Source organism: Variovorax sp. AC194, from assembly GCF_979257995.1.
In genome coordinates this window covers 1904248-1924019 of the sequence record NZ_OZ409823.1, presented here as the reverse complement: position 1 = coordinate 1924019, position 19772 = coordinate 1904248, and the positions used below count along the sequence as shown (strand labels likewise).

General features: G+C 67.5%; 19 protein-coding genes. 8 read left to right on the top strand and 11 right to left on the bottom strand.

Annotated features, from left to right (window positions below):
- Positions 1-35: 35 nt before the first annotated feature.
- Positions 36-914 carry a LysR substrate-binding domain-containing protein gene (locus ACZYRS_RS09315; protein WP_198786765.1) on the bottom strand — a complete coding sequence of 293 codons (879 nt, stop codon included), beginning with the start codon at positions 912-914 and terminating at the stop codon, positions 36-38.
- A gap of 106 nt (positions 915-1020) precedes the next feature.
- On the opposite strand from ACZYRS_RS09315, the gene ACZYRS_RS09310 reads away from it, so the two are divergent.
- The 5 genes from ACZYRS_RS09310 (at position 1021) to ACZYRS_RS09290 (ending at position 7438) form a co-directional block, all read left to right on the top strand.
- Positions 1021-1611 carry a cysteine dioxygenase family protein gene (locus tag ACZYRS_RS09310; protein ID WP_463418993.1) on the top strand — a complete coding sequence of 197 codons (591 nt, stop codon included), beginning with the start codon at positions 1021-1023 and terminating at the stop codon, positions 1609-1611.
- A gap of 83 nt (positions 1612-1694) precedes the next feature.
- The gene (locus tag ACZYRS_RS09305; protein WP_463418992.1) at positions 1695-3269 is read left to right on the top strand and encodes a rhodanese-like domain-containing protein; all 1575 of its coding nucleotides are present in this window, start codon (positions 1695-1697) and stop codon (positions 3267-3269) included.
- Between the two features lie 54 nt (positions 3270-3323).
- Entirely contained in the window at positions 3324-4343 is a 1020-nt protein-coding gene (locus tag ACZYRS_RS09300; protein ID WP_463418991.1) for a Bug family tripartite tricarboxylate transporter substrate binding protein, read from the top strand.
- 53 nt (positions 4344-4396) lie between these two features.
- On the top strand, positions 4397-5605 hold the full coding sequence (gene metC, locus ACZYRS_RS09295) for a cystathionine beta-lyase (protein WP_463418990.1): 1209 nt from the start codon (positions 4397-4399) through the stop codon (positions 5603-5605).
- Positions 5606-5782: 177 nt separating this feature from the next.
- Positions 5783-7438, top strand: a complete 1656-nt coding sequence (locus tag ACZYRS_RS09290; protein ID WP_463418989.1) for an ankyrin repeat domain-containing protein — start codon at positions 5783-5785, stop codon at positions 7436-7438.
- A gap of 12 nt (positions 7439-7450) precedes the next feature.
- Here ACZYRS_RS09290 and ACZYRS_RS09285 read toward each other — a convergent pair whose 3' ends face one another.
- The 4 genes from ACZYRS_RS09285 to ACZYRS_RS09270 form a co-directional block, all read right to left on the bottom strand.
- Positions 7451-7870, bottom strand: coding sequence for a sel1 repeat family protein (locus ACZYRS_RS09285; protein WP_463418988.1), 420 nt, complete (start codon positions 7868-7870; stop codon positions 7451-7453).
- A 131-nt stretch (positions 7871-8001) separates the two neighbouring features.
- The gene (locus ACZYRS_RS09280; RefSeq protein WP_463418987.1) at positions 8002-9273 is read right to left on the bottom strand and encodes a glutamate carboxypeptidase; all 1272 of its coding nucleotides are present in this window, start codon (positions 9271-9273) and stop codon (positions 8002-8004) included.
- A gap of 117 nt (positions 9274-9390) precedes the next feature.
- A complete protein-coding gene (locus ACZYRS_RS09275) occupies positions 9391-9597 on the bottom strand; it encodes a YbdD/YjiX family protein (protein ID WP_013542989.1) in 207 nt (68 codons plus the stop codon).
- Between the two features lie 7 nt (positions 9598-9604).
- Positions 9605-11677: a carbon starvation CstA family protein gene (locus tag ACZYRS_RS09270; RefSeq protein ID WP_463418986.1), complete on the bottom strand. Its 2073-nt coding sequence runs from the start codon at positions 11675-11677 to the stop codon at positions 9605-9607.
- A 188-nt stretch (positions 11678-11865) separates the two neighbouring features.
- On the opposite strand from ACZYRS_RS09270, the gene kdsA reads away from it, so the two are divergent.
- Positions 11866-12711: a 3-deoxy-8-phosphooctulonate synthase gene (kdsA, locus tag ACZYRS_RS09265; protein ID WP_463418985.1), complete on the top strand. Its 846-nt coding sequence runs from the start codon at positions 11866-11868 to the stop codon at positions 12709-12711.
- On the opposite strand, the gene ACZYRS_RS09260 is transcribed toward kdsA, so the two are convergent.
- Both ACZYRS_RS09260 and ACZYRS_RS09255 read right to left on the bottom strand, forming a co-directional pair.
- Positions 12708-13220: a C40 family peptidase gene (locus ACZYRS_RS09260; protein ID WP_463418984.1), complete on the bottom strand. Its 513-nt coding sequence runs from the start codon at positions 13218-13220 to the stop codon at positions 12708-12710. The genes kdsA and ACZYRS_RS09260 overlap by 4 nt on opposite strands.
- 78 nt (positions 13221-13298) lie before the next feature.
- Complete coding sequence (locus ACZYRS_RS09255; RefSeq protein WP_463418983.1) at positions 13299-13733, bottom strand: DUF3806 domain-containing protein; 435 nt, start codon at positions 13731-13733, stop codon at positions 13299-13301.
- Positions 13734-13823: 90 nt separating this feature from the next.
- On the opposite strand from ACZYRS_RS09255, the gene ACZYRS_RS09250 reads away from it, so the two are divergent.
- Together ACZYRS_RS09250 and ACZYRS_RS09245 are read left to right on the top strand one after the other, a co-directional pair.
- On the top strand, positions 13824-14384 hold the full coding sequence (locus tag ACZYRS_RS09250; RefSeq protein WP_198786753.1) for a hypothetical protein: 561 nt from the start codon (positions 13824-13826) through the stop codon (positions 14382-14384).
- Positions 14381-15589, top strand: a complete 1209-nt coding sequence (locus ACZYRS_RS09245; RefSeq protein ID WP_463418982.1) for a PrsW family intramembrane metalloprotease — start codon at positions 14381-14383, stop codon at positions 15587-15589. The genes ACZYRS_RS09250 and ACZYRS_RS09245 overlap by 4 nt, the downstream gene beginning before the upstream one ends.
- Before the next feature lie 123 nt (positions 15590-15712).
- Here ACZYRS_RS09245 and ACZYRS_RS09240 read toward each other — a convergent pair whose 3' ends face one another.
- The 4 genes from ACZYRS_RS09240 to ACZYRS_RS09225 are packed head-to-tail and all read right to left on the bottom strand — an operon-like array spanning position 15713 to position 19623.
- Positions 15713-16456, bottom strand: coding sequence for an amino acid ABC transporter ATP-binding protein (locus ACZYRS_RS09240; RefSeq protein WP_198786751.1), 744 nt, complete (start codon positions 16454-16456; stop codon positions 15713-15715).
- Positions 16457-16468: 12 nt separating this feature from the next.
- Positions 16469-17608 carry an amino acid ABC transporter permease gene (locus ACZYRS_RS09235; RefSeq protein WP_463418981.1) on the bottom strand — a complete coding sequence of 380 codons (1140 nt, stop codon included), beginning with the start codon at positions 17606-17608 and terminating at the stop codon, positions 16469-16471.
- A gap of 17 nt (positions 17609-17625) precedes the next feature.
- The gene (locus ACZYRS_RS09230; protein ID WP_463418980.1) at positions 17626-18501 is read right to left on the bottom strand and encodes an ABC transporter substrate-binding protein; all 876 of its coding nucleotides are present in this window, start codon (positions 18499-18501) and stop codon (positions 17626-17628) included.
- Positions 18502-18555: 54 nt separating this feature from the next.
- The gene (locus ACZYRS_RS09225; RefSeq protein WP_198786748.1) at positions 18556-19623 is read right to left on the bottom strand and encodes a TauD/TfdA family dioxygenase; all 1068 of its coding nucleotides are present in this window, start codon (positions 19621-19623) and stop codon (positions 18556-18558) included.
- Positions 19624-19772 lie beyond the last annotated feature (149 nt).

The following is a 19772-nucleotide window of genomic DNA, read 5'->3' as shown; positions in this document are numbered from 1 at the left end:
CGGATTCGGCGCTGCCGCAAGCCCCTCCAAGCCACTCAGGCCGGCATGTCGGTCCGCGGCAAGCGCAGGTGCTTCTTCAGCGTCTCGAACACCTGCCGCGTGACCGGGTTCACCACATGGCTGCGCACGTACAGGTAGTACGCAAGATCGGGCAGCCGCGGCATGCCGTCACCCGCGCCCAGCACGCGCAGGCCCGCGTCGAGCTGCTCCACGCCGCGCGCCGTCACGCCGAGCCCCGCCCGCAGCGCCGCCTTGATGCCGATGAGGCTCGACGAGGTGTAGCGCGGCGTCCATGCCACGCCCGCCGCATCGAGCGCCTCGTGCCCGATGCGGCGAAAGATGCTCGGCCCGTCCGCCATGATGAGCGGCACCGGCTTCGTCGGGTCGTGCACATAGCCCGCGGCGCACAGCCACACGGTGGGCGAATTGCGCAGCACCACGCCTTCGAACTGCGACTGCGGATCGGCGCGGTTGGAGATGATCATGTCGACCTCGCCGCTCTTGAGCGATGTCATCAGGTAAGGGCTGCGGCCGATGTGGATGTCCAGCTGCAACAGGGGCGAGGTGCGCGCCACCTCGGTCAGCAACAGCGGCAGCATCGTCTCGGCCACGTCGTGCGGCGCGCCGATGCGCAGGTTGCCTTCGAGCTGGCCTTGCCGAAGGCTGCGCAGCGCCTCGTCGTTGAGCGCGAGCATGTGGTGCGCATAGCTCAGCAGGCGCTCGCCGTGCTCGGTCAGCCGCTTCTGGCGGCCCTGCTTGACGAAGAGCGGATGGCCGATCTGCTCTTCGAGCCGCTGCATCTGCTGCGTGATGGCCGACTGCGTGCGCGCGAGATGCACGGCCGCCGCCGCAAAGCTGTGGTGGCTGACGACGGCCGCGAACGAGCGCAGCAGTTCAAGATCGAGCGTGGGCATACATTAATTTTATTGATGTGTTTCTTGCGCCGCTTGGATTGTGGCGTCACGCCGCCGTCACTACAGTGAATGCACACGAAACAGGCAACCCCACTGGAGAAACCGCATGAGCACCCCATCCGAGCAACGCCGCCAGGCGGTCGAGGCATCGATCGGCGAAATGAAGAAAGCCATCGGCGGCGCTGAACCGACCCGCGAAAAACTCGATGCGGTGCTCGAATCGCTGCAAGACCTGGCCGCGCACGCCGAGTACTGGGGCGCGGCCGACTTTCCGGCGCCCGAAGCGGGCGAGCCCCAGGCCCGCTACCTGATCGCCGAAGACCCGGACCAGAGCTACGCGCTGTACCTGAACGTGATGCGCCCGGGCAAGAAGATCGTGCCGCACAACCACACGACCTGGGCCTGCATCGCGGCCGTCGAAGGCACCGAGCACAACCGCGTGTATGCGCGCACCGACGACGGTGCCGTGCCGGGCGTCGGCAAGTTGAAAGAGACTGAACTTGTCATCGTCGCGCCCGGCAAGGGCATCGCGCTGATGCCCGAAGACATCCATTCGGTCGAGATCCAGGGCGAGCAGGTCATTCGCCACCTGCACATGTACGGCCGCGCGCTGGAGACGCTGAACGCACGCACCGCCTACGACATGGCTGCAGGCACGTACCAGACGATGGGCATCGGCGTGCAGACGCGCCGCTAGACCCCCACCACCTTCTCCGATCCATCTTCTTCATGCGAGGCGCGCGCCTTGCAGGACCGCGTTCGTCCCAACGACTTGCATTCATGACTTCTCACATCGACCCGAAGACCCTCAAATCCTGGCTGCACGACGGCGGCGAGATCGCGCTGCTCGACGTGCGCGAGCACGGCCAGTACGGCGAGGCGCACCTGTTCTACGGCATCCCTCTGCCCTTCAGCCGGCTCGAAGTCGATGCACCGCGCCTCGTGCCGCGCCGCGGCGTGCGCGTGGTCGCGTATGACGATGGTGAATCCGACGTGGCCCAGCGCGCAGCCGCGCAACTCGCTGGGTTGGGCTACACCGACGTGCACGTTCTGCAAGGCGGCGCACCCGCCTGGAAGGCCGCGGGCTACGTGCTCTTCGCCGGCGTCAACCTGCCGTCCAAGACCTTCGGCGAACTGGCCGAGGAGACGTATCACACGCCCCGCGTCAGCGCCAACGAACTGGCCGGCATGCTCGCGCGCAACAACAAGGTCGTGGTGCTCGACGGCCGCCCGGTCAGCGAGTTCCACAAGATGAACATCCCGGGCGCGACCTGCTGCCCCAACGGCGAACTGGCCTACCGCGTGCGGCGCCTCGTGCCCGACACGACCACGCCGATCGTCATCAACTGCGCGGGGCGCACGCGCAGCATCATCGGCGCGCAGACGCTCATCAACCTCGGGCTGCCCAACCCCGTCTATGCGCTGGAGAACGGCACGCAGGGCTGGTACCTGAACGACCACACGCTCGGGCACGGCGGCACGCAGCGCTATGCGGCCGACAGCGGCAACACCGACTTGCGGCCCGCGGCCAAGGCGCTGGCCGAACGCTTCGACGTGCCCACGATGTCCGCGAACACCGTGCAGCAATGGGCCGCGGAAACTGGCCGCACCCTCTTCCTCTGCGACGTGCGCACGCCCGAGGAGTTCGCGGCCGGGAGCCTGCCCGGTGCGCAGCACACGCCCGGCGGCCAGCTGATGCAGGCCGGCGACCAGTACTTCGGCGTGCGCGGTGCGCGGCTCGTGCTGTTCGACAACGACGGCGTGCGCGCACCGACCATCGCGAGCTGGCTGCGGCAGATGGGGCACGACGCGAGCGTGCTCGAAGGCGGGCTGGCGAGTGGGCTGTCGCTGGCCCCTGCCGCCGCGCCGAACGCGCCCGCATTGAAGACCATCGATGCACAGGCGCTGTGCGCCCGCCTAGCGCAAGGCGATGTCGCGCTGGTCGATCTGCGCGGCAGCATGCAATTCCGCGCCGGCCACATCCCGCAGGCGCGCTGGTCGATCCGTCCGCGCCTGGCCGCCGACATGAAGGGCGAGGCGCGCCAGACCGTGCTGGTCGCCGACGAGGCCGCGCTCGCCGCCTGGGCCGCCGCGTCCGAACTCACGGACCACGCACCATTGCTCCTCGAAGGCGGCATGGCCGCATGGCGCGCCGCCGGCCTGCCCATCGAGGCGACACCCGTGCTGCCCGCCGATGCCGACTGCATCGACTACCTGTTCTTCGTGCACGACCGGCACGACGGCAACAAGGAGGCCGCGCGCCGCTACCTCGCGTGGGAGACCGGCCTCGTCGCGCAGCTCGATGCGCAGGAGCGCGCGGCTTTCAGGCTGCCCGCTGCCGCATCGCACACCTAGCCACCGCTTTCCTTCCGCTCGTCGTTGTCCGTTCCTATCCCCAGGAGTCCTGCCATGTCGTCTGCTTTTCGCGTCTCACGTTGTGCCCGCCTTGCCCGCCTTTCCATTGCCGCCACATGGCTCGCGGCACTGGCCTTGCAGCCCGCATCGGCCGAACCGCTGCCCGCGCGCAACGGCTTTCCCTCGCAGACGGTGAAGTTCATCTCGCCCTTCCCGCCCGGCGGCGGCAACGATGCGACGGCGCGGCTGGTCACCACGCGGCTGCCGGAAATCATGGGCCAGGCGGCGGTCGTCGACAACCGCGGCGGCGCGGGCGGCAACATCGGCGCCAAGACGGTGGCCGACGCCAGGCCCGACGGCTACACCGTGCTCACCTCGCAGGTGTCGATCATGGCGGTGAACCCCACGCTTTACGCCTCGGCCGGCTTCGACCCCATCAAGAACTTCATCCCGATCACGCAGATCAACGCCGCGCCGCTCGCGCTCGTGGTCGATGCCAACTCGGCGCTCAAGAGCTTTGCCGATCTCGCCATGAAGGCCAAGGCCGCGCCCGGCAAGGTGACCTATGCGACGCCGGGCAACGGCACGCTTTCGCACCTGGTGGGCGTGGTGCTCGCCAAGGACAACGGCATCGACATGACCCACGTGCCCTACAAGGGCGCCGGCCCCGCGCTCACCGACCTGCTCGGCGGACAGGTCGATGTGCTCGTCACCTCCACCGCCTCGGTGGCGGGCCTCGTGCAGAACGGCAAGCTGCGCGTGCTCGCGGTGACCAGCCCGCGCCGCATCGGCGTATTCGCCAAGTCGCCGACGCTCGAGGAACTGGGCTACGCGGGCGCGCGCTTCGAAGACTGGTACGGCTTCTTCGCGCCGGCCGGCACGCCGCCCGAGCGCGTGGCTTATCTGAACGAAGCCATCGTGCGCACGCTGCGCCTGCCCGAGGTGACCAAGCTGGTGAACGACGGCGGCAGCGAAGTGGTGGCCAACTCGTCCGAAGCCTTCGCCGCGCAGCTCAAGCAAGACATCGACCGGTGGTCCCGCATCGTCAAACTCTCCGGCGCGAAGGCGGATTGATTCATCGGTTAGCGCACCATAGAGGCCTGGCCCACGCTCGACAGAACCCCACCATGTCCGACTCGCACAAAGAAGACCCCGCTGCACAGGCGCTCGACACGCGGCTCACGCGCACCGGCAAATCGCCTGCCTATTTCGGTGGCACGCCCGTCAACACGCCGCTGGTGCGCGCCAGCACCGTGCTGTTCGACAGCGTGGCCGCGATGCGCGACACCCGCGCGCGCCGCGACGACGAGCGCGCCTTCAGCTACGGCGCGCGCGGCACGCCCACCACCTTCGCGCTCGAAGACGCGGTGAGCGAACTCGAAGGCGCCTACCGCACGCGCCTCTTTCCGACGGGCCTTGCGGCCATCGGCATGGTGCTGCTGTCGTACCTGAAGCCCGGCGACCATGTGCTGATGTCCGACAGCGTGTACGAGCCCACGCGCAACCTCGTGCATTCGTTTCTCGAACCCTACGGCATCCGCAGCAGCTTCTTCGCGGCGGACGGCAGCGGCATCGAAGACCTCTTCGAGCCCACCACGCGCCTCGTCTACGCCGAGTGCCCCGGCTCGCTGGTCTACGAGATGTGCGACCTGCCCAGGCTCGCTGAGCTCGCGCATGCGCGCGGCGCGCTGCTCGCGGCCGACAACACCTGGGGATCGGGCGTGCAGTACCGGCCGCTCGCGCTCGGCGCGGACATTTCCACCATGGCCGCCACCAAGTACCTCTCGGGCCATTCCGACGTGATGATGGGCACCGTCGCCACCACGCGCGAGGCGTGGCAGCCGCTCAACGAGCGTTGCGACGCCTTCGGCATGACCGTGAGCCCCGACGATGCCTGGCTGGTGCTGCGCGGCATGCGCACGCTCTCCGCGCGGCTGCAAATGCACGAGCGGCATGCGCTCGAGGTGGCGCACTGGCTCCAGGCGCGGCCCGAGGTGGCGACGGTGTTCTGCCCCGCGCTGCCGCAGCACCCCGGCCATGAGATCTGGAAGCGCGATTGCAACGGCACCAACGGGCTCCTCTCGTTCGAGTTCAAGCAAGGCACCGAGAACGCGGCGGTCGAGCGCTTCGTCGATGCGCTCGCGCTCTTCGGCCGCGGCTCGTCGTGGGGCGGTTATGAAAGCCTCGTGGCCTGGACCAACATGCGCGCCGCGCGCAGCGTGACCGACTGGAGCGCGCGCGGCGCGGTCGTGCGGCTGCACATCGGCCTGGAAGCGCCGGCCGATCTGCAGCGCGATCTTGCGCAAGGCTTCGAGGCCATGAGCAGTTCGCGTTGACCCTCCGGCGCCTCATGGCCTAACATCGCCCTCGCGGTGCAAGCCGCGCCCGGGCCCGCGGGAAGGGTTGAACCCACTTGCTTTCGCATGCTGCCGCGCGCTCGCGCGGCGCTACCAACCAGCTCCTTTGTGCAGCCGGATTTGCGGGTCGTCGGCGCTTCATGCACGGAGGTTCATGTGAAACGCATTCCCGCACGGCCCGATCTCGGGCATCTCAAGAAGCAAGCCAAAGCGTTGCTTGCCGCCTACCGCAGCGGCGATCCCGCCGCCCTCTCCCGATTCCGCGACGCACTGCCTGCCGCCGCCCGCAAGGACGATGCGGCCATCGCCGCGCTCGGCCTGCGCCTGCACGACGCGCAGTCGTGCCTTGCGCGCGAATACGGCTTCGTGTCGTGGGTCGATCTGCAGGGCTTCGTGCTCGCACGCATCGCGCAGGCGAACGACCCGGCGCGCGCGGTGCTGCTCTGGTTGCGCGCCGCGTATGCGGGCGAAATCTCGGGTGGCAACAACCTCGCGAGGCCCGCGGTGGCTGCGCGCCTGCTCGAAGAAAGCCCCAGCCTCCTGGACGACGACCCGCACCTCGCGTGTGCCATCGGCGATGAGGACGTGCTGAGACAGGCGATCGCGCGCGATCCCGAATGGGTCCGTCGCGCGGGCGGTCCGCTCATGCTCCCGCCGCTCAATGCCGTCGCGTACTCCAGCCTGATGCAATTGCCGGCCTTTCGCGAGCGCCTGCGCGCCTGCGCCGAGCTGCTGCTCGATGCAGGCGCCGATCCGGACCAGGCCATCGGCAGCCGCTGGCCGCCCGCGTCGCTCACTGCGCCGTCCGAGACAGACCGTCTGTCCGCGCTGTATGGCGCGGCCGGGCAGAACCGCGATGTGGAAATCACGCGCCTGCTGCTCGACGCCGGTGCCGATCCGAACGACGGCGAATCGCTCTACCACTCGCTCGAAGAACCCGCCTGCACGCGCCTGCTGCTGAAGGCCGGCGCGCGTGTCGGCGGCACGAATGCGCTCTACCGCGTGCTCGATCTCGACCGGCTCGAATCGCTGCAGCTGCTGCTCGCGCACGGCGGCGATCCGAACGAGGCCGCGCCCGGCGAGCCCACGAGCGACTTGGGACGGCCGCTGCTGTGGGCCATCCGGCGGCGGCGCTCGGCCGCGCACATCGAGGCGCTGCTGGACGCGGGCGCCGATGCGTCGGTGCGCACGCCCGAGGGTGTCGATGCGCGCACGCTCGCGCTGCGCTTCGGGCTGACGGAGGTGGCGCAACTGCTCGCACAGCGGACCGGCGGCGACGCGCCATTGCCGCCCGACGAAGCGTTCGTCGCCGCATGCGCGCGCGGCGACGAGCCTGCCGCACGGCGCATCCAGACGGAACATCCTCAGGTGATTGCCACGCTGTCTCCCGCGCAACTGCGCCTGCTCCCCGAGCTGGCCGCGCAGCCGGGCTGCGGTGCGGCCATTCAGCTCATGGTCGAGCTCGGCTGGCCGGTCGCCACGACCGGCGGCGACTGGGACGGCTCGGCGCTGAACCACGCGGTGTTCCGCGGCGATGCGGCGCTCGCGCGCTTCTTGCTCGCGCACGGCGCGACATGGACCGAGCAGCACGGCTTCGGCGACAACGCCAGCGGCTCGCTGTCGTGGGCCTCGCTCAACCAGCCCACCGACGACGGCGACTGGGTGGGCTGCGCCGAGGCGCTGGTCGCGCACGGCATGCCCACCGCGCAGCCCGACCTGGGCGGCTCGGACGGCGTGATCGTCGATGGAAAACTCGTGTGGTTCTCCGACGAGGTGAGCGATTACCTGCTCGGCGCGTCCAGGGTGCCTTGAAGCGCAGTCCTCTCAATCGCAGGCCATCACGCCCGCAGGCGAATGGCGCAGGCGGTTGAGAAACGTCAGCTGCACCTTGGCCGTTTCGCTCCCCTGCATCGCGGCCTGGCGCATCCACTGGCGCGCCTCGCAGCGGTCGGCGCGCACCGACATGCCGTAGAGCACCGGCCCGGTGAGCAGCACCATGCCGAGCATTTCCTGCGCTTCGGCATCGCCCTGCGTGGCGGCCTCGCGCAGCTGATCGAGCATCGTGCGGTAGTCGCGCGCGGTCTGGGCTTCGAGCGCGAGCTGGAAGCGCTGCGCCGCGTGCAGCTCGAGGCCGCGATCGGAAGGCCCTGCCGCGGCGAGCGCTGCCGCGAGGCACAGCGCGCCCGCGAGGAAGATGCGCCAGCGCAGCGACCAACTGGCGATCTGGTTGAGTTCGGATGGCATCGGCGTTCTCCACAGGTCATTGATGTGGAGGCATCGTGCCCCTGCGCGCGCCGGAAGAAAAACTGGAATTCACGCAGGGCGCCTCAGGCGGCGCCTGAGGCTGATTGCTTCAATGCTGGCCCAGTTCGCGCTCAGTTCGCGCTCAGGTCCATCAGCATGCGCGAGAGCAGGTACACGCGCGGCACCACGCTCTCGACCTCGGCGTATTCCTCGGGCGTGTGGATGCCGCCTCCCACGATGCCGAAGCCGTCCAGCACCGGCACGCCCACGCCCGCCACCAGGCTCGCGTCGGCCGCGCCGCCGCTGCTCTCGATGGTGAGCTTCTTGCCGATCTCGGCGTAGATGCCCTCGGCCATCGCGACCAACTTATCCGATGCGGGCGAACGCGGCATCGGCGGCAGGCCGCGCACGAGGCGCACGCGCACCTCGGTGTCGGGGATCAGCTTGTTCTGCGAGATGCGGATGAGGTCCTTCTCGACGCGGTCGAACTCGTCGGGCGTGGCCACGCGCACGTCGCCCTTGGCGCTCGCGCTCGCGGGAATCACGTTGGTCGCGCCGTTGGCCGTGAGCACCGTGAAGTTGACCGTGGTCTTCTTCGCGGCGTCCGCCGTCTTGGAGAGCTGCAGCACCTGGTGCGCCACTTCCATTGCGGCGTTGCGGCCGGTTTCGGGCGCGACGCCCGCGTGCGCGGCCAGGCCCTTCACTTCGACGAGCGCCGTGGCCGAGCCCTTGCGCTCCACCACGAGGCCGTCGGCCGGACGGCCCGGCTCCAGGTTGAGCGCCACGTCGTGCTGCTTGGCCACGCGCTCGATGAGCGCGGTGGTGCCGACCGAGCCCATCTCCTCGTTCGTGTCGATGAGGAAGGTGATCTGGCCGTAGTCCTTGAAGCCGATCTTCTGCAGCACCTTCAGCGCCTGCAGCCCGGCGACCACGCCGCCCTTGTTGTCCATCACGCCGGGGCCGTAGGCGCGGCCGTCCTTGATGTAGAAGGGCTTGGCCGCGGCCGTGCCGTCCTTGAACACGGTGTCGATGTGGGCCAGGATCAGGATCTTCTTCTTGCCCTGCCCCGTCAGCGTGGCGACCACGTTGGTGCCGGGGTGCGGATCGGCCGGAAAGGTCTCGATGCGCGCGCCGAGCTGGCGCAGTTCCTCGACGGCCATTTCGCGGACCTTGGCGAGTCCCTCGGTGACGGTCGAGCCGGAGTCGATGTTGACCATGCGCTCCAGCAGTTTCAGCGCCTCGTCCTTCTGCTGCGTGGCCGCGTCCAGCGCGCCCTGGTGCGGCTTCTGGGCCATGGCGTTGCCGGCCGCGGCCAGCAGCGCGCAGGCGAGCAGCACGCCCTGGCAGGCAGCGCGCAGCGGCGCGGGGTTCTTGACGGGGGATGGGCGCTTGGAAAAAGTCATGAGGTCCGTTCTGATGTTCGCTGATGGCCAGCGCAAGAAAAAGCCTGCTCCTCGCAGGCGAAGCAGGCTATCACCCGCGTTCCGCGCGGGTCAAGCGAACGATGTACGGACCGGCCCCTAGCAGCAACGCCCCTTGCCTGCTCCGTACCGCGCCTCCAGCCGCTCGCGAAAGAAGGCCTCGTAGCTCATCGGCGGACGGTCCGGATGCGTGGCCGCCATGTGGGTCAGGTAGGCGTCGTAGTCGGGCAGGCCGACCATCAGCCGCAGCGACTGCTTGAGCGAGCGGGCGAAGTAGCGCCCGGCTTCGGGCAATGCGAGGGCCATGGCGTGCTCAGTGCGCCGCGGCCGATGCGACGCCGGCGGGCTCGAACGGCGTCTCCTGCGTGGTCGGCCGGTTGGCCGTACGCGCCGCGAGACACGCCTTGATGCTGTAGACCAGCACGCTCAGCACCACGAACATGAAGAGCGCGCACAGCGCCGCATCGAGCCGGTCGTTGAAGACGATGCGCGACATCGCCTCGGGCGTCTTCGCCGGTGCCACGAGCACGCCGTTGGCCAGGCCCTCGGTGTACTTGGCCGCATGCGAGAGGAAGCCGATCTTCGGGTCCGCCGAGAAGATCTTCTGCCAGCCCGCCGTGAGCGTGCAGGCCAGCAGCCACACGGCCGGCGCAATGGCCACCCACGCATAGCGCTCGCGCTTCATGCGGAACAGCACCACCACGCCCAGCAGCAGCGCGACCGCGGCGAGCATCTGGTTGGAGATGCCGAAGAGCGGCCACAGCGTGTTGATGCCGCCCAGCGGATCGACCACGCCCTGGTAGAGAAAGTAGCCCCACGCCGCCACGCACAGCGCCGTCGCCACGAGGTTGGCCGGCAGCGAATCGGTGCGCTTGAGCGCGGGCACGAAGCTGCCCAAGAGGTCCTGCAGCATGAAGCGGCCGGCGCGCGTGCCGGCGTCCACCGCGGTAAGGATGAAGAGCGCCTCGAACAGGATCGCGAAGTGGTACCAGAAGGCCATCATGGCCTGCCCGCCGATCACCTGGTGCAGGATGTGCGCCATGCCCACGGCCAGCGTCGGCGCGCCGCCTGCGCGGCCGAGGATGGTGGTCTCGCCCACGTCCCTGGCGGTCTGCAGCAGCATCTCGGGCGTGATGACGAAGCCCCAGCCCGACACGGTGGCGGCCACCTGCTGCGCGGTCGTGCCGACCAATGCGCCGGGGCTGTTCATCGCGAAGTAGACGCCCGGCTCGATGCACGAGGCGGCCACCAGCGCCATCACCGCGACGAACGATTCGGCCAGCATGCCGCCGTAGCCGATGAAGCGCGCATGGCGCTCGTTGTCCAGCATCTTGGGCGTGGTGCCCGAGGAGATGAGCGCGTGAAAGCCCGACACCGCGCCGCACGCGATGGTGATGAAGAGGAACGGGAACAGGCTGCCCGACCACACCGGCCCGTTGCCCTGCGCGAACTGCGTGACCGCGGGCATCTGCAGCGTCGGCATCACGAACACGATGCCGATGGCCAGCGCAATGATCGTGCCGATCTTCAGGAAGGTCGAGAGGTAGTCGCGCGGCGCGAGCAGCAGCCACACCGGCAGGCTCGCGGCGATGAAGCCGTAGCCCACCAGCATCCAGGTGAGCGCCTTGCCGTCGAAGGTGAAGAGCGGCGCCCACTCGGGGCTCTGGCTCACGGCCTGGCCGCCGAAGATGGCGAGCATGAGCAGCACGAAGCCGATCAGCGACACCTCGCCGATGCGCCCCGGGCGGATGAACCGCAGGTACACGCCCATGAAGAGCGCCACCGGAATCGTCGCGGCCACCGTGAACGTGCCCCACGGCGATTCGGCCAGCGCTTTCACCACGATCAGCGCCAGCACCGCCAGGATGATGATCATGATCATGAAGGTGCCGAAGAGCGCGATCATGCCGGGCACCACGCCCATCTCCTGCTTGACGAGATCGCCCAGCGACCGGCCGTCGCGCCGCGTGGAGATGAAGAGAATGATGAAGTCCTGCACCGCGCCCGCGAACACCACGCCGGCCAGGATCCACAAGAGGCCGGGCAGGTAGCCCATCTGCGCCGCGAGCACCGGGCCCACCAGCGGCCCCGCGCCCGCGATGGCCGCGAAGTGGTGGCCGAACAGCACGTTCTTGTCGGTCGGCACGTAGTCCAGGCCGTCGTTGTGGCGGTGCGCGGGCGTCTTGCGGTTGCCGTCCAGCCCCAGCACCTTCTCGGCGATGAACAGGCTGTAGTAGCGGTAGGCGATCAGGTAGGTGCAGATCGCGGCGGCCACCACCCACAGGGCGTTGACGCTTTCACCACGGGTCAGGGCCACGGTGCCCAGCGCGAATGCGCCGACCACGGCCACGACCAGCCACACCAGGTGGCGGCGGATGCTGTGCATGCGGATGTCTCCTCGGTATTGAACCCGAGGAGTCTTGCGTGACTGCGGCCCGTTGCCATCCGTCAGACCGCGTGGTGCGGTTGCGTGGCTTTGCTTAATGGAAAACCCGAGGGAGCGCCTGGGAAAAACCGGATCGCCCGCCCCCGCGGGCCGTGAGAATGCCGCCACGTATCCGGAGAACTCCCACCATGTCCATCGTCACCATCCATCCCCAGATCCATGTTCGCAACGACGGCGCCTTCGTGCTGTTCGGCGGCGTCAACGTGCTCGAGTCACGCGACCTGGCCCTGCGCACAGCGGCCGAATTCGTGCGCGTTGCCGGCAAGCTGGGCATTCCCTATGTCTTCAAGGGAAGCTTCGACAAGGCCAACCGTTCGTCGATTCATTCGTACCGCGGCCCGGGCCTGGACGAGGGGCTGAAGATTCTCCAGGAGGTCAAGACCGAGTTCGGCGTGCCGCTGCTGACCGACGTGCACGAACCCTGGCAGGCCGCCCAGGTCGCCGAGGTGGTCGACGTGTTGCAGCTGCCCGCCTTCCTGGCGCGGCAGACCGACCTGGTGGTGGCGCTCGCCAGGACCGGCCGCGTCATCAACATCAAGAAGCCGCAGTTCCTGAGCCCGTCGCAGGTGCTGAACATCGTCGAGAAATTCAAGGAAGCCGGCAACGAGAAGATCATCCTGTGCGACCGGGGCACGTGCTTCGGCTACGACAACCTGGTGGTCGACATGCTGGGCTTCGGCGTGATGAAGAAGGTGACGCAAGACCTGCCCGTCATCTTCGACGTGACCCATTCACTGCAGCAGCGCGAGGCGGGCGCCGCCGCGTCGGGTGGCCGGCGCGAGCAACTGGTGGACCTGGCGCGTGCCGGCATGGCCGTGGGCCTGGCCGGGCTTTTTCTCGAGGCGCATCCAGACCCGGCGCAAGCCCGGTGCGACGGTCCGAGCGCGTTGCCGCTCGCGCAGCTGGAGCCGCTGCTCACGCAGCTCAAGGCATTGGACGACCTGGTGAAGTCGTTCCCGGTGCTGAATATCTAGGGCCGCCGCGCCTGCGTCGGCTGGCGCGACCAGTAGACGCCGTCGAGCCGGTCGAGCCGCACCTCGCCGCCGGTCGACGGCGCATGCACGAAGCGCCCGTCGCCGACATAGATACCCGCGTGCGACGGCGAGGCATTGCCGAAGAGCACGAGATCGCCCGAACGGATCTCGGACATCGCCACCGGCCGCCCGAACGACGCCATGCGCGCCACCGTGCGCGGCGGCACCTGCCCCAGGCTGCTGCGGTACACGTAGCCGATGAGCCCGCTGCAATCGAAGCCCCCCTCGGGCGTGTTGCCGCCGTAGCGGTACGGCGTGCCGACCAGGCCCAGCGCGTGGATCGTGATGCTGTTCGATTGCTCGGTGGTGAGCGGCGGGATGTTGGAGACGGATGGCCGCTGCGGCGCGGGTGGGCTCGCGCAACCGACCATCAACAGGAAGACGGCCATCGGGAGCAGTCGGTGCAGCGGCATGCGGGGGCGTTGCGTTGGCACGGTGGTGTCGGGCATGGGGTGATGGCGGGTCTTGTGGACGTGACCGGACTTTACCGGCTCGCCAGGATACGGTCCGACGCTCGGGACTTGCCTCTACGCGCCCGGGTAATGCTCCGCCAGCACCTCCCGCACCATCTCCTGCAACCCCTTGAATATCTCCGCCACATCGACCGGCTCGCCATCCTCGATCCGCTTGGAAAGCATCGTCTGCGGAAACAGCAGCAGCGTCGTCTGCTTGTAGCGGATCGCGGGGTCCCTGCCGTACTCGTCTTCGACCATCCACCAGTCGTAGCTCTCCTGCGTTTCGATGAAGACCTTGCCGAAGGCCAGGCCCAGCGCCTGCAGCGAATAGGTGGCCTCGGGTTCGACGATCTTCGAGTCGATGACCTTCTGCAGTGCCGCCAGGTCGGCCGTCGTTCCCGATAATGCAAGGCCCGTCGCTTCGGACACCAGTTCCGCCGCGTGCATCAACTGGTGTGCGATGGCATGAAGGTCGTCGGTGGTGGGAGCCTCGATTTTTTGTTCCATGGCGCGCGTATCTTTTCGACTCGTTGGGATGGCCGGCACTTTGCCATGAAGTCGTGTCGATGGGCCAGCATCGTATGGCACGATCCACGCATGCCCGAGCCCTCACGCCGCATCCCGTACCGCACCTGGCCAGGCGCGCTCGCGGTGCTGCTGGCCATCGCCGCCTACGTGGGCGGCCTGACCTTCTGGAACAACCGCACGCCCGGCGCGCGGCCCTTGCCCGTGGGGCAGACCGTGGCCGTCGGCCATGCCCGGTTCGAGCCCGCCAACGGATGGGAGATGGACGTGGCCCGTTCCAAGGCCGGCAGGTCGTTGATGCTCTTCAAGGGGGGCCACAAGTTCCTGGTCACCACCGGTCCCTGGGTGGGCGGTCCCGATGGGCCGCTGGTGCGCCAGCAACGGCTCATGGAGCGCGGCCAGCACCTGGAGATCGACGGCGACGTCTCCGATTTCGTCACACCATGGGGCCTGCAGGGCAAGACCTTCGCGTACTACGGATCGAAGCTCGCCGGCCGCTTCTGGCAGGTGGTCGACCTGCAGCGCAAGTCGCTCGTGCAGATCGATTTCTACGGTGCCAGCGACGGGCTGAACGAAGCGATGGCCGAGGCGCGCAGCATGCTGGAATCGATGGACCTGGAGGCTTCGCCATGAGCGCCGGCAACACCCAGAGCCTCACCGGCCCAGAGCAGGACCGCGGCGAGTGGCCGGTGGGCACCGACTCGTTCTTCCAGCCGCAACGCGCGGCGTTCTGGCTGCTCGCGGCGATGATCGTCAACGGGCTCTTCTACACGGTCAACATGTTCTCGATGGGGTTCCGCGTGGTGCCCGTCACCGCGTTGCTGGGGCTCCTGGTGTGGGGCGTGTACACGCTGATCTTCGTTCTGGTCTTCCGCACGCTGGACCTGCTCGAGCAGCACCCGCCCGAGGCCTTCGTGCTGGCCTTCGCATGGGGTGGTTTCGGCGCGGTGTATTTCGCCGCGCCGGCGAACATGGCCATCCAGGGCCTGTGCGCCAAGCTCGTGTCGCCGGACTTCGTCGCGCTCTGGGGGCCGGCCATCGCGGGGCCGATCACCGAGGAGTTCCTCAAGCTCGCGGGCGTCATCCTGCTGGTGCTGGTCGCGCGCAACCAGTTCCAAACCTACCTCTCGGTGCTGATCGTGGGCGCGATGGCGGGGCTGGGCTTCCAGGTGATCGAGAACCTCACGTACACCGTCAACGCGTCGATGCATTTTCCGCTCGAGAACCAGGTGGCTCCGGTGTTCCTGAACCTGTTCACGCGTGGCCTCCTGAGCGGCCTCTGGAGCCACGCGGCCTACACGACGATCGCTTCCTTCGGCGTCGCATGGTTCCTGCTGCACCCGGAGCGATCGAAGGCAACGCGCACTGCCGTGGCCCTCCTGTGCTTCGCGCTCGCGTGGGCCATGCACTTCATCTGGAACTCGCCGTGGCTGGAGGACCTCTTCGACGGCGGCTACGGCGAGATGGCCGTGATGCTCGTGGTCAAGGGCATCCCCGCGATGATCGCGGTCGGGCTGTTCTGGCGCGTTGCCGCGCGCGAGAACGGCGCGTACCTGCATGCGCTCGCGGCCTACTTCGTGCCCGAGCGCGAGCTCATCCGCGATGACGAATGGGTGCGCCTGGGCGCACCGCTGCAGCGCTACAAGGTCCGCCGCGAGATGGGCTGGACTTTCGGCCTGCGCGCGCGATGGCTGAAGACGCAGTTGCAGCGCGAGCAGTTGCGCCTCGTGCGCAAGGCGATGACGTACGGGCGCGGGGCGCAGACGCTGCGGCACGAGGTGGCGATCAGGCGGCTGCGGGCCGAACTGGAGCCGCTCATCGCAGCAGCGCCGCGATGAAGCGCGGCGCCGACGCTGCCGGCAACTGACGGTTGCCGCCACGAGCGCCCCTCGCCAGCCCGGCCCTCGAGCTGCGAGCCCAACCGATCAAGGTGAGCCGGGCGATCGCCACGATCGTTCGCGCTAGATGCGCTTTGCCTCCCGGATGCTGCGCAAAAACGAACGGGTTCGGTCCCGCTGCGGCTCGGCGAAGATCTGTTCCGGCGGCCCCTCCTCGCAGACAACGCCGTCGCACAGGAAACACACCTTCGACGAAACCTCCCGTGCAAAACCCATTTCGTGGGTTGCCAGCAGCATGGTCATGCCTTCGTTCGCCAGGTCGCGCACGATGTTGAGCACTTCGGACACCAGTTCGGGATCCAGCGCGGAAGTGATTTCATCGAGCAGCAGGACCATGGGGTCCATGGCCAGTGCGCGGACGATCGCAACGCGCTGCTGCTGGCCGCCCGACATGCGATCGGGATATTCCTTGGCCTTGTGCGCGAGGCTGAAGCGCTTGAGCAATTCCATGGCGCGGTCTTCGGCCTCGGCCCTCGGCTGCTTCAGGACCTGGATCGGCGCGAGCGTCACGTTCTGCAGGACGGTCATGTGCGGGAACAGGTTGTAGCCCTGGAACACGATGCCGATGTCGCGGCGCAGGGAGTTGACGTCCACGCCCGGCCCCGTGATGCGGTCGCCGTGCACCCGTATCTCTCCCGAATCGATGGGCTCCAGGCCGTTGATGCAACGCAGCAGCGTCGACTTCCCGGACCCCGAGGGGCCGATGAGGCTCACCACCTGATGCTCTTCGACCGACATCGCCAACCGGTTGAGCACCGGCAGGTCGCCGTACGACTTCGAAATTTCCCGGATCTCGATAAAGGACATGTTGAAACTTTGTTAAGCGTTGCCCGCCCGCATGCGGGCGCGGTCGCGGCGGGCCATCCGCTCCACGAAGCGCGTCTGGGGGATGGAAATGACGATGAAGAGCAGCGCGACGGTGGTCGCGGCGGACAGGTTGTAGTAGTTGGAGGCAACGATCATCGATTGATTGAACGAGTCGACGACCCCGACCACGTTGACCAGCGCGGTGTCCTTCTGCAGCGCGATGAACGCATTGAGAAGCGGCGGAATGATCTGGCGCACGCCCTGCGGCACGACCACGAACCGCAGCGTCTGCATGTGCGACAGCCCCAGCGACCGGGAAGCGGCCGTCTGGCTCCAGTGAACGCTCTGGATGCCGGCTCGATAGATCTCGGCGACGTAGGCACCCACGGTCAGCGTCAGCGCGACCACCACATAGGTCGTGAGCGACAGGTCCTTCAGGATGGGCACGCCCGTCAAGGGAAGGCCGAAGCCGACGAGGTAGATCACCAGGACAGCGGGGATCGAGCGGAACACGTCGACGTAGGCGGTGGCGATGAAGCGCAAGGGCTTTCCGGCCGCCCCGGGAGCGAACATCGCCAGCGCCACGACCAATCCCCAGACCAGCACGAGGACCTCCGCGATCAGGAAGATCTTCACGTTGACCCAGAACGCATCGAGGACCAGCGGGAATGTCTTGACGATCAACGGCACCAGGAAGAATGTCTTGGCGACCGCTTGGTTGTTGGCCAGCAGGAACTGAAAGCCCAGCACCACGATGAATTGCGCCAGCGTGTAGCCCAGCGCAATCCAGCTCTGCACGCAGGCGTCGGATCTCTCGATGCGCGCCGCCACGACATCCATGCGGCCCGCCGCCGCCCGAACGCCACGGCAGCGATGGAACGCGCGCACCAGCGGCCAGGCCACGCAGAGCGATGCGATCGCCAGGGCGCCTGCTCCCACCGACGTCCACCAGCCATCCCAGGCGCTGCCCCTCAAGGCTTCACGCAGGGACTGGATCGTGTACCAGCTGGCCGCGACGACCAGGAGCACGCCCACCAGTGCAAAGGCAAAGAGCACCAGCGGCACTTTCGGCATGCCCCCGATGTTCAGGCGGCGCTCCTGCCCCGCGGCTGGAGGAGGCATTCCGGCGGACTGCTGCGGTGCGCTGTTCATGGTCGGGGTCTCGGGTCTCAGGGGTTGAAGACAGGCACTTTGGTGGGATCGGCACCTAGCGTGGGCGTCAGGTACTGGTTCGCCAGTCTCGCGAACGTGCCGTCGCGCTTCATCTCCTCGATCAACTTGTTGAAGGTCGGCATGTTCACCGAGTCCTTGTTGACGAGGCCACCCCAGCGCTCACCCGTGTCGTAGCGGCCGACGACCTCGAACATCCCGTTGGATTGCTTGGCACGGGCTAGCAGATTGGGCGTGTCGTACAGCACCGCATCGACCTGGCCGGCGGCCAGTGCCGCATACATCGCAGCCGCTTCGGCAAAGACCTTGGGCTGCTCCACGGGTTTGACGTTGTCTGCAAGGTAGCCGAGGATGGTGGTCCCCTGCTTCACGCCGAGACGCATCTTCTTGATGCTCTCCTTGTCGGCCTTGACGCCGGCCTTCACGAGAATCCCCTGGTCCGAGCTGAAGTACGGCTCGGTGAAGTTCACCACCTTCTTTCGCTCGTCCGTGATGGTCACCTGGCTCAGCGCGATGTCGAAGCCCTGGGCCTGTCCGGTCAGGATCTGGGCGAACGAGCGATTCACCACCACCACGCGATCCAGGCCCGCGCGGTACGCCATGTTGGCGGCCATGCAGTACTCGAATCCGTCCTTGATCGTGTCGATCGAGTCCCCGTTCCACCACCCCGGCGAAGGCAGCACGGGCCGCACGGAAAGCGCGCCCGGGACCACCGTTTCCAGCTTCACCGATCCGCGCTGGCCCGTGACTTCGCATTTGCCGTAGTCCGGTGCCGCAAAGGCCGTGCACGACACGGCGCTCACGATGAGTGCGGCAAGTACCGAAGAGATCGGCCGTGCGTTGGAAGTTGGTTGCTTGCGCTTGTGGAATTTCATGTCGGGCTCCGTTGGTTGATTGGAATTGAGAGGCGGCAGGTTCGATGCCCTGATTCAAGCAGGCAGTGCCGCAGCGGGCTGCGCGATCCCGCCGTGCGGCTTGCCCGAGGCGACATCGCCCCACAGCACGGCATGGTCGCCGGGCAGCGCGCGTGAGTTGGGCACCGAAAGCCACAGCCGCATGAGCATGCGGTCCTCGCCGGTCTGCACGTTGTCCTTGAAAGCCGTGCGGCCGTGATAGATGACGTGGTTGTTCAGCAGCTGAATGTCGCCGGGCGCGAAGCGCATCTCGAAGCACTCTTCTTCGGCGACGTCCATCAGCATGTGGATGGCTTCCCACTCGGCATCGCTCAGTTTGCGGACACCGGGCAGCATCTGCGCGTTCTCGATGTAGGTCAGCGAGAAGTGACTCGTGAGCTTGCCGTCGCGCACGCCGAAGATCGGAAGATCGTAGGCCACATGCTCGCCGCCGGCCTCCTCGCCGAATCGGCTGCGGGGAATCGGTTTGCAAAGAAGGGCATGCAGATCGGGCCGGCGCTCCAGGATCCTGTTGTAGACGGTCGCGCTGCTGGCGAGCTTGCTGACGCCGCCCTCGGAGGCCTGGCGCACGCACAGCAGCCCGACCACGTCGCAGCGATCGGTATGAAAGCGCAGCTGTCCCGGCGACAACGTGCGCGCACCCGAAGACAGGAACTGCTGGCCGTGTTCGTCGACGGTCGCCCCGTAGAGCTTCGCGCCGACGCCCATTCCCTCGTCCTTGATCTCGCGCATGACCTCGCCGCGGTAGTTCTGGAACATCGGCGTGCCCAGATGGGCACCGAAGGCATACCAGAGCCGGCGCAGCTGCTCCTGGTGGTAGCGGCTCACGTCGAGGCCGCGGATCTTGACCATGCCGGAGCCGTTCTCCAGCTCTTGGCGAACCTCGTCGAAGAACGCGGCGGCATCGGGGAGCGCGAAGTTCTGACGATCGATCCTGCGCCAATCGAGCCCCTCCGTCTTCTGCAACGCCGCATCGATTTGCGCCAGCACGATCGAGGGAAACTGTTTGACCCATCGATGGTTTTGGCCCATCTCAGCACCAGACCAAACGCAAGTGCCGTTCAGATAACTCGACTCGGACATGAACTCTCCAGAAAGATGATGTGGCTTTGTCTATCGATGTATAGACAGGCGCCGATGTTATGCAGCTAGTCGCGCCCGCCGCAACCGGGGCGGGGGGCAATCGAGGGCAAACACCTACCGAATGGCTCCATGATGAAATCCAACATTGG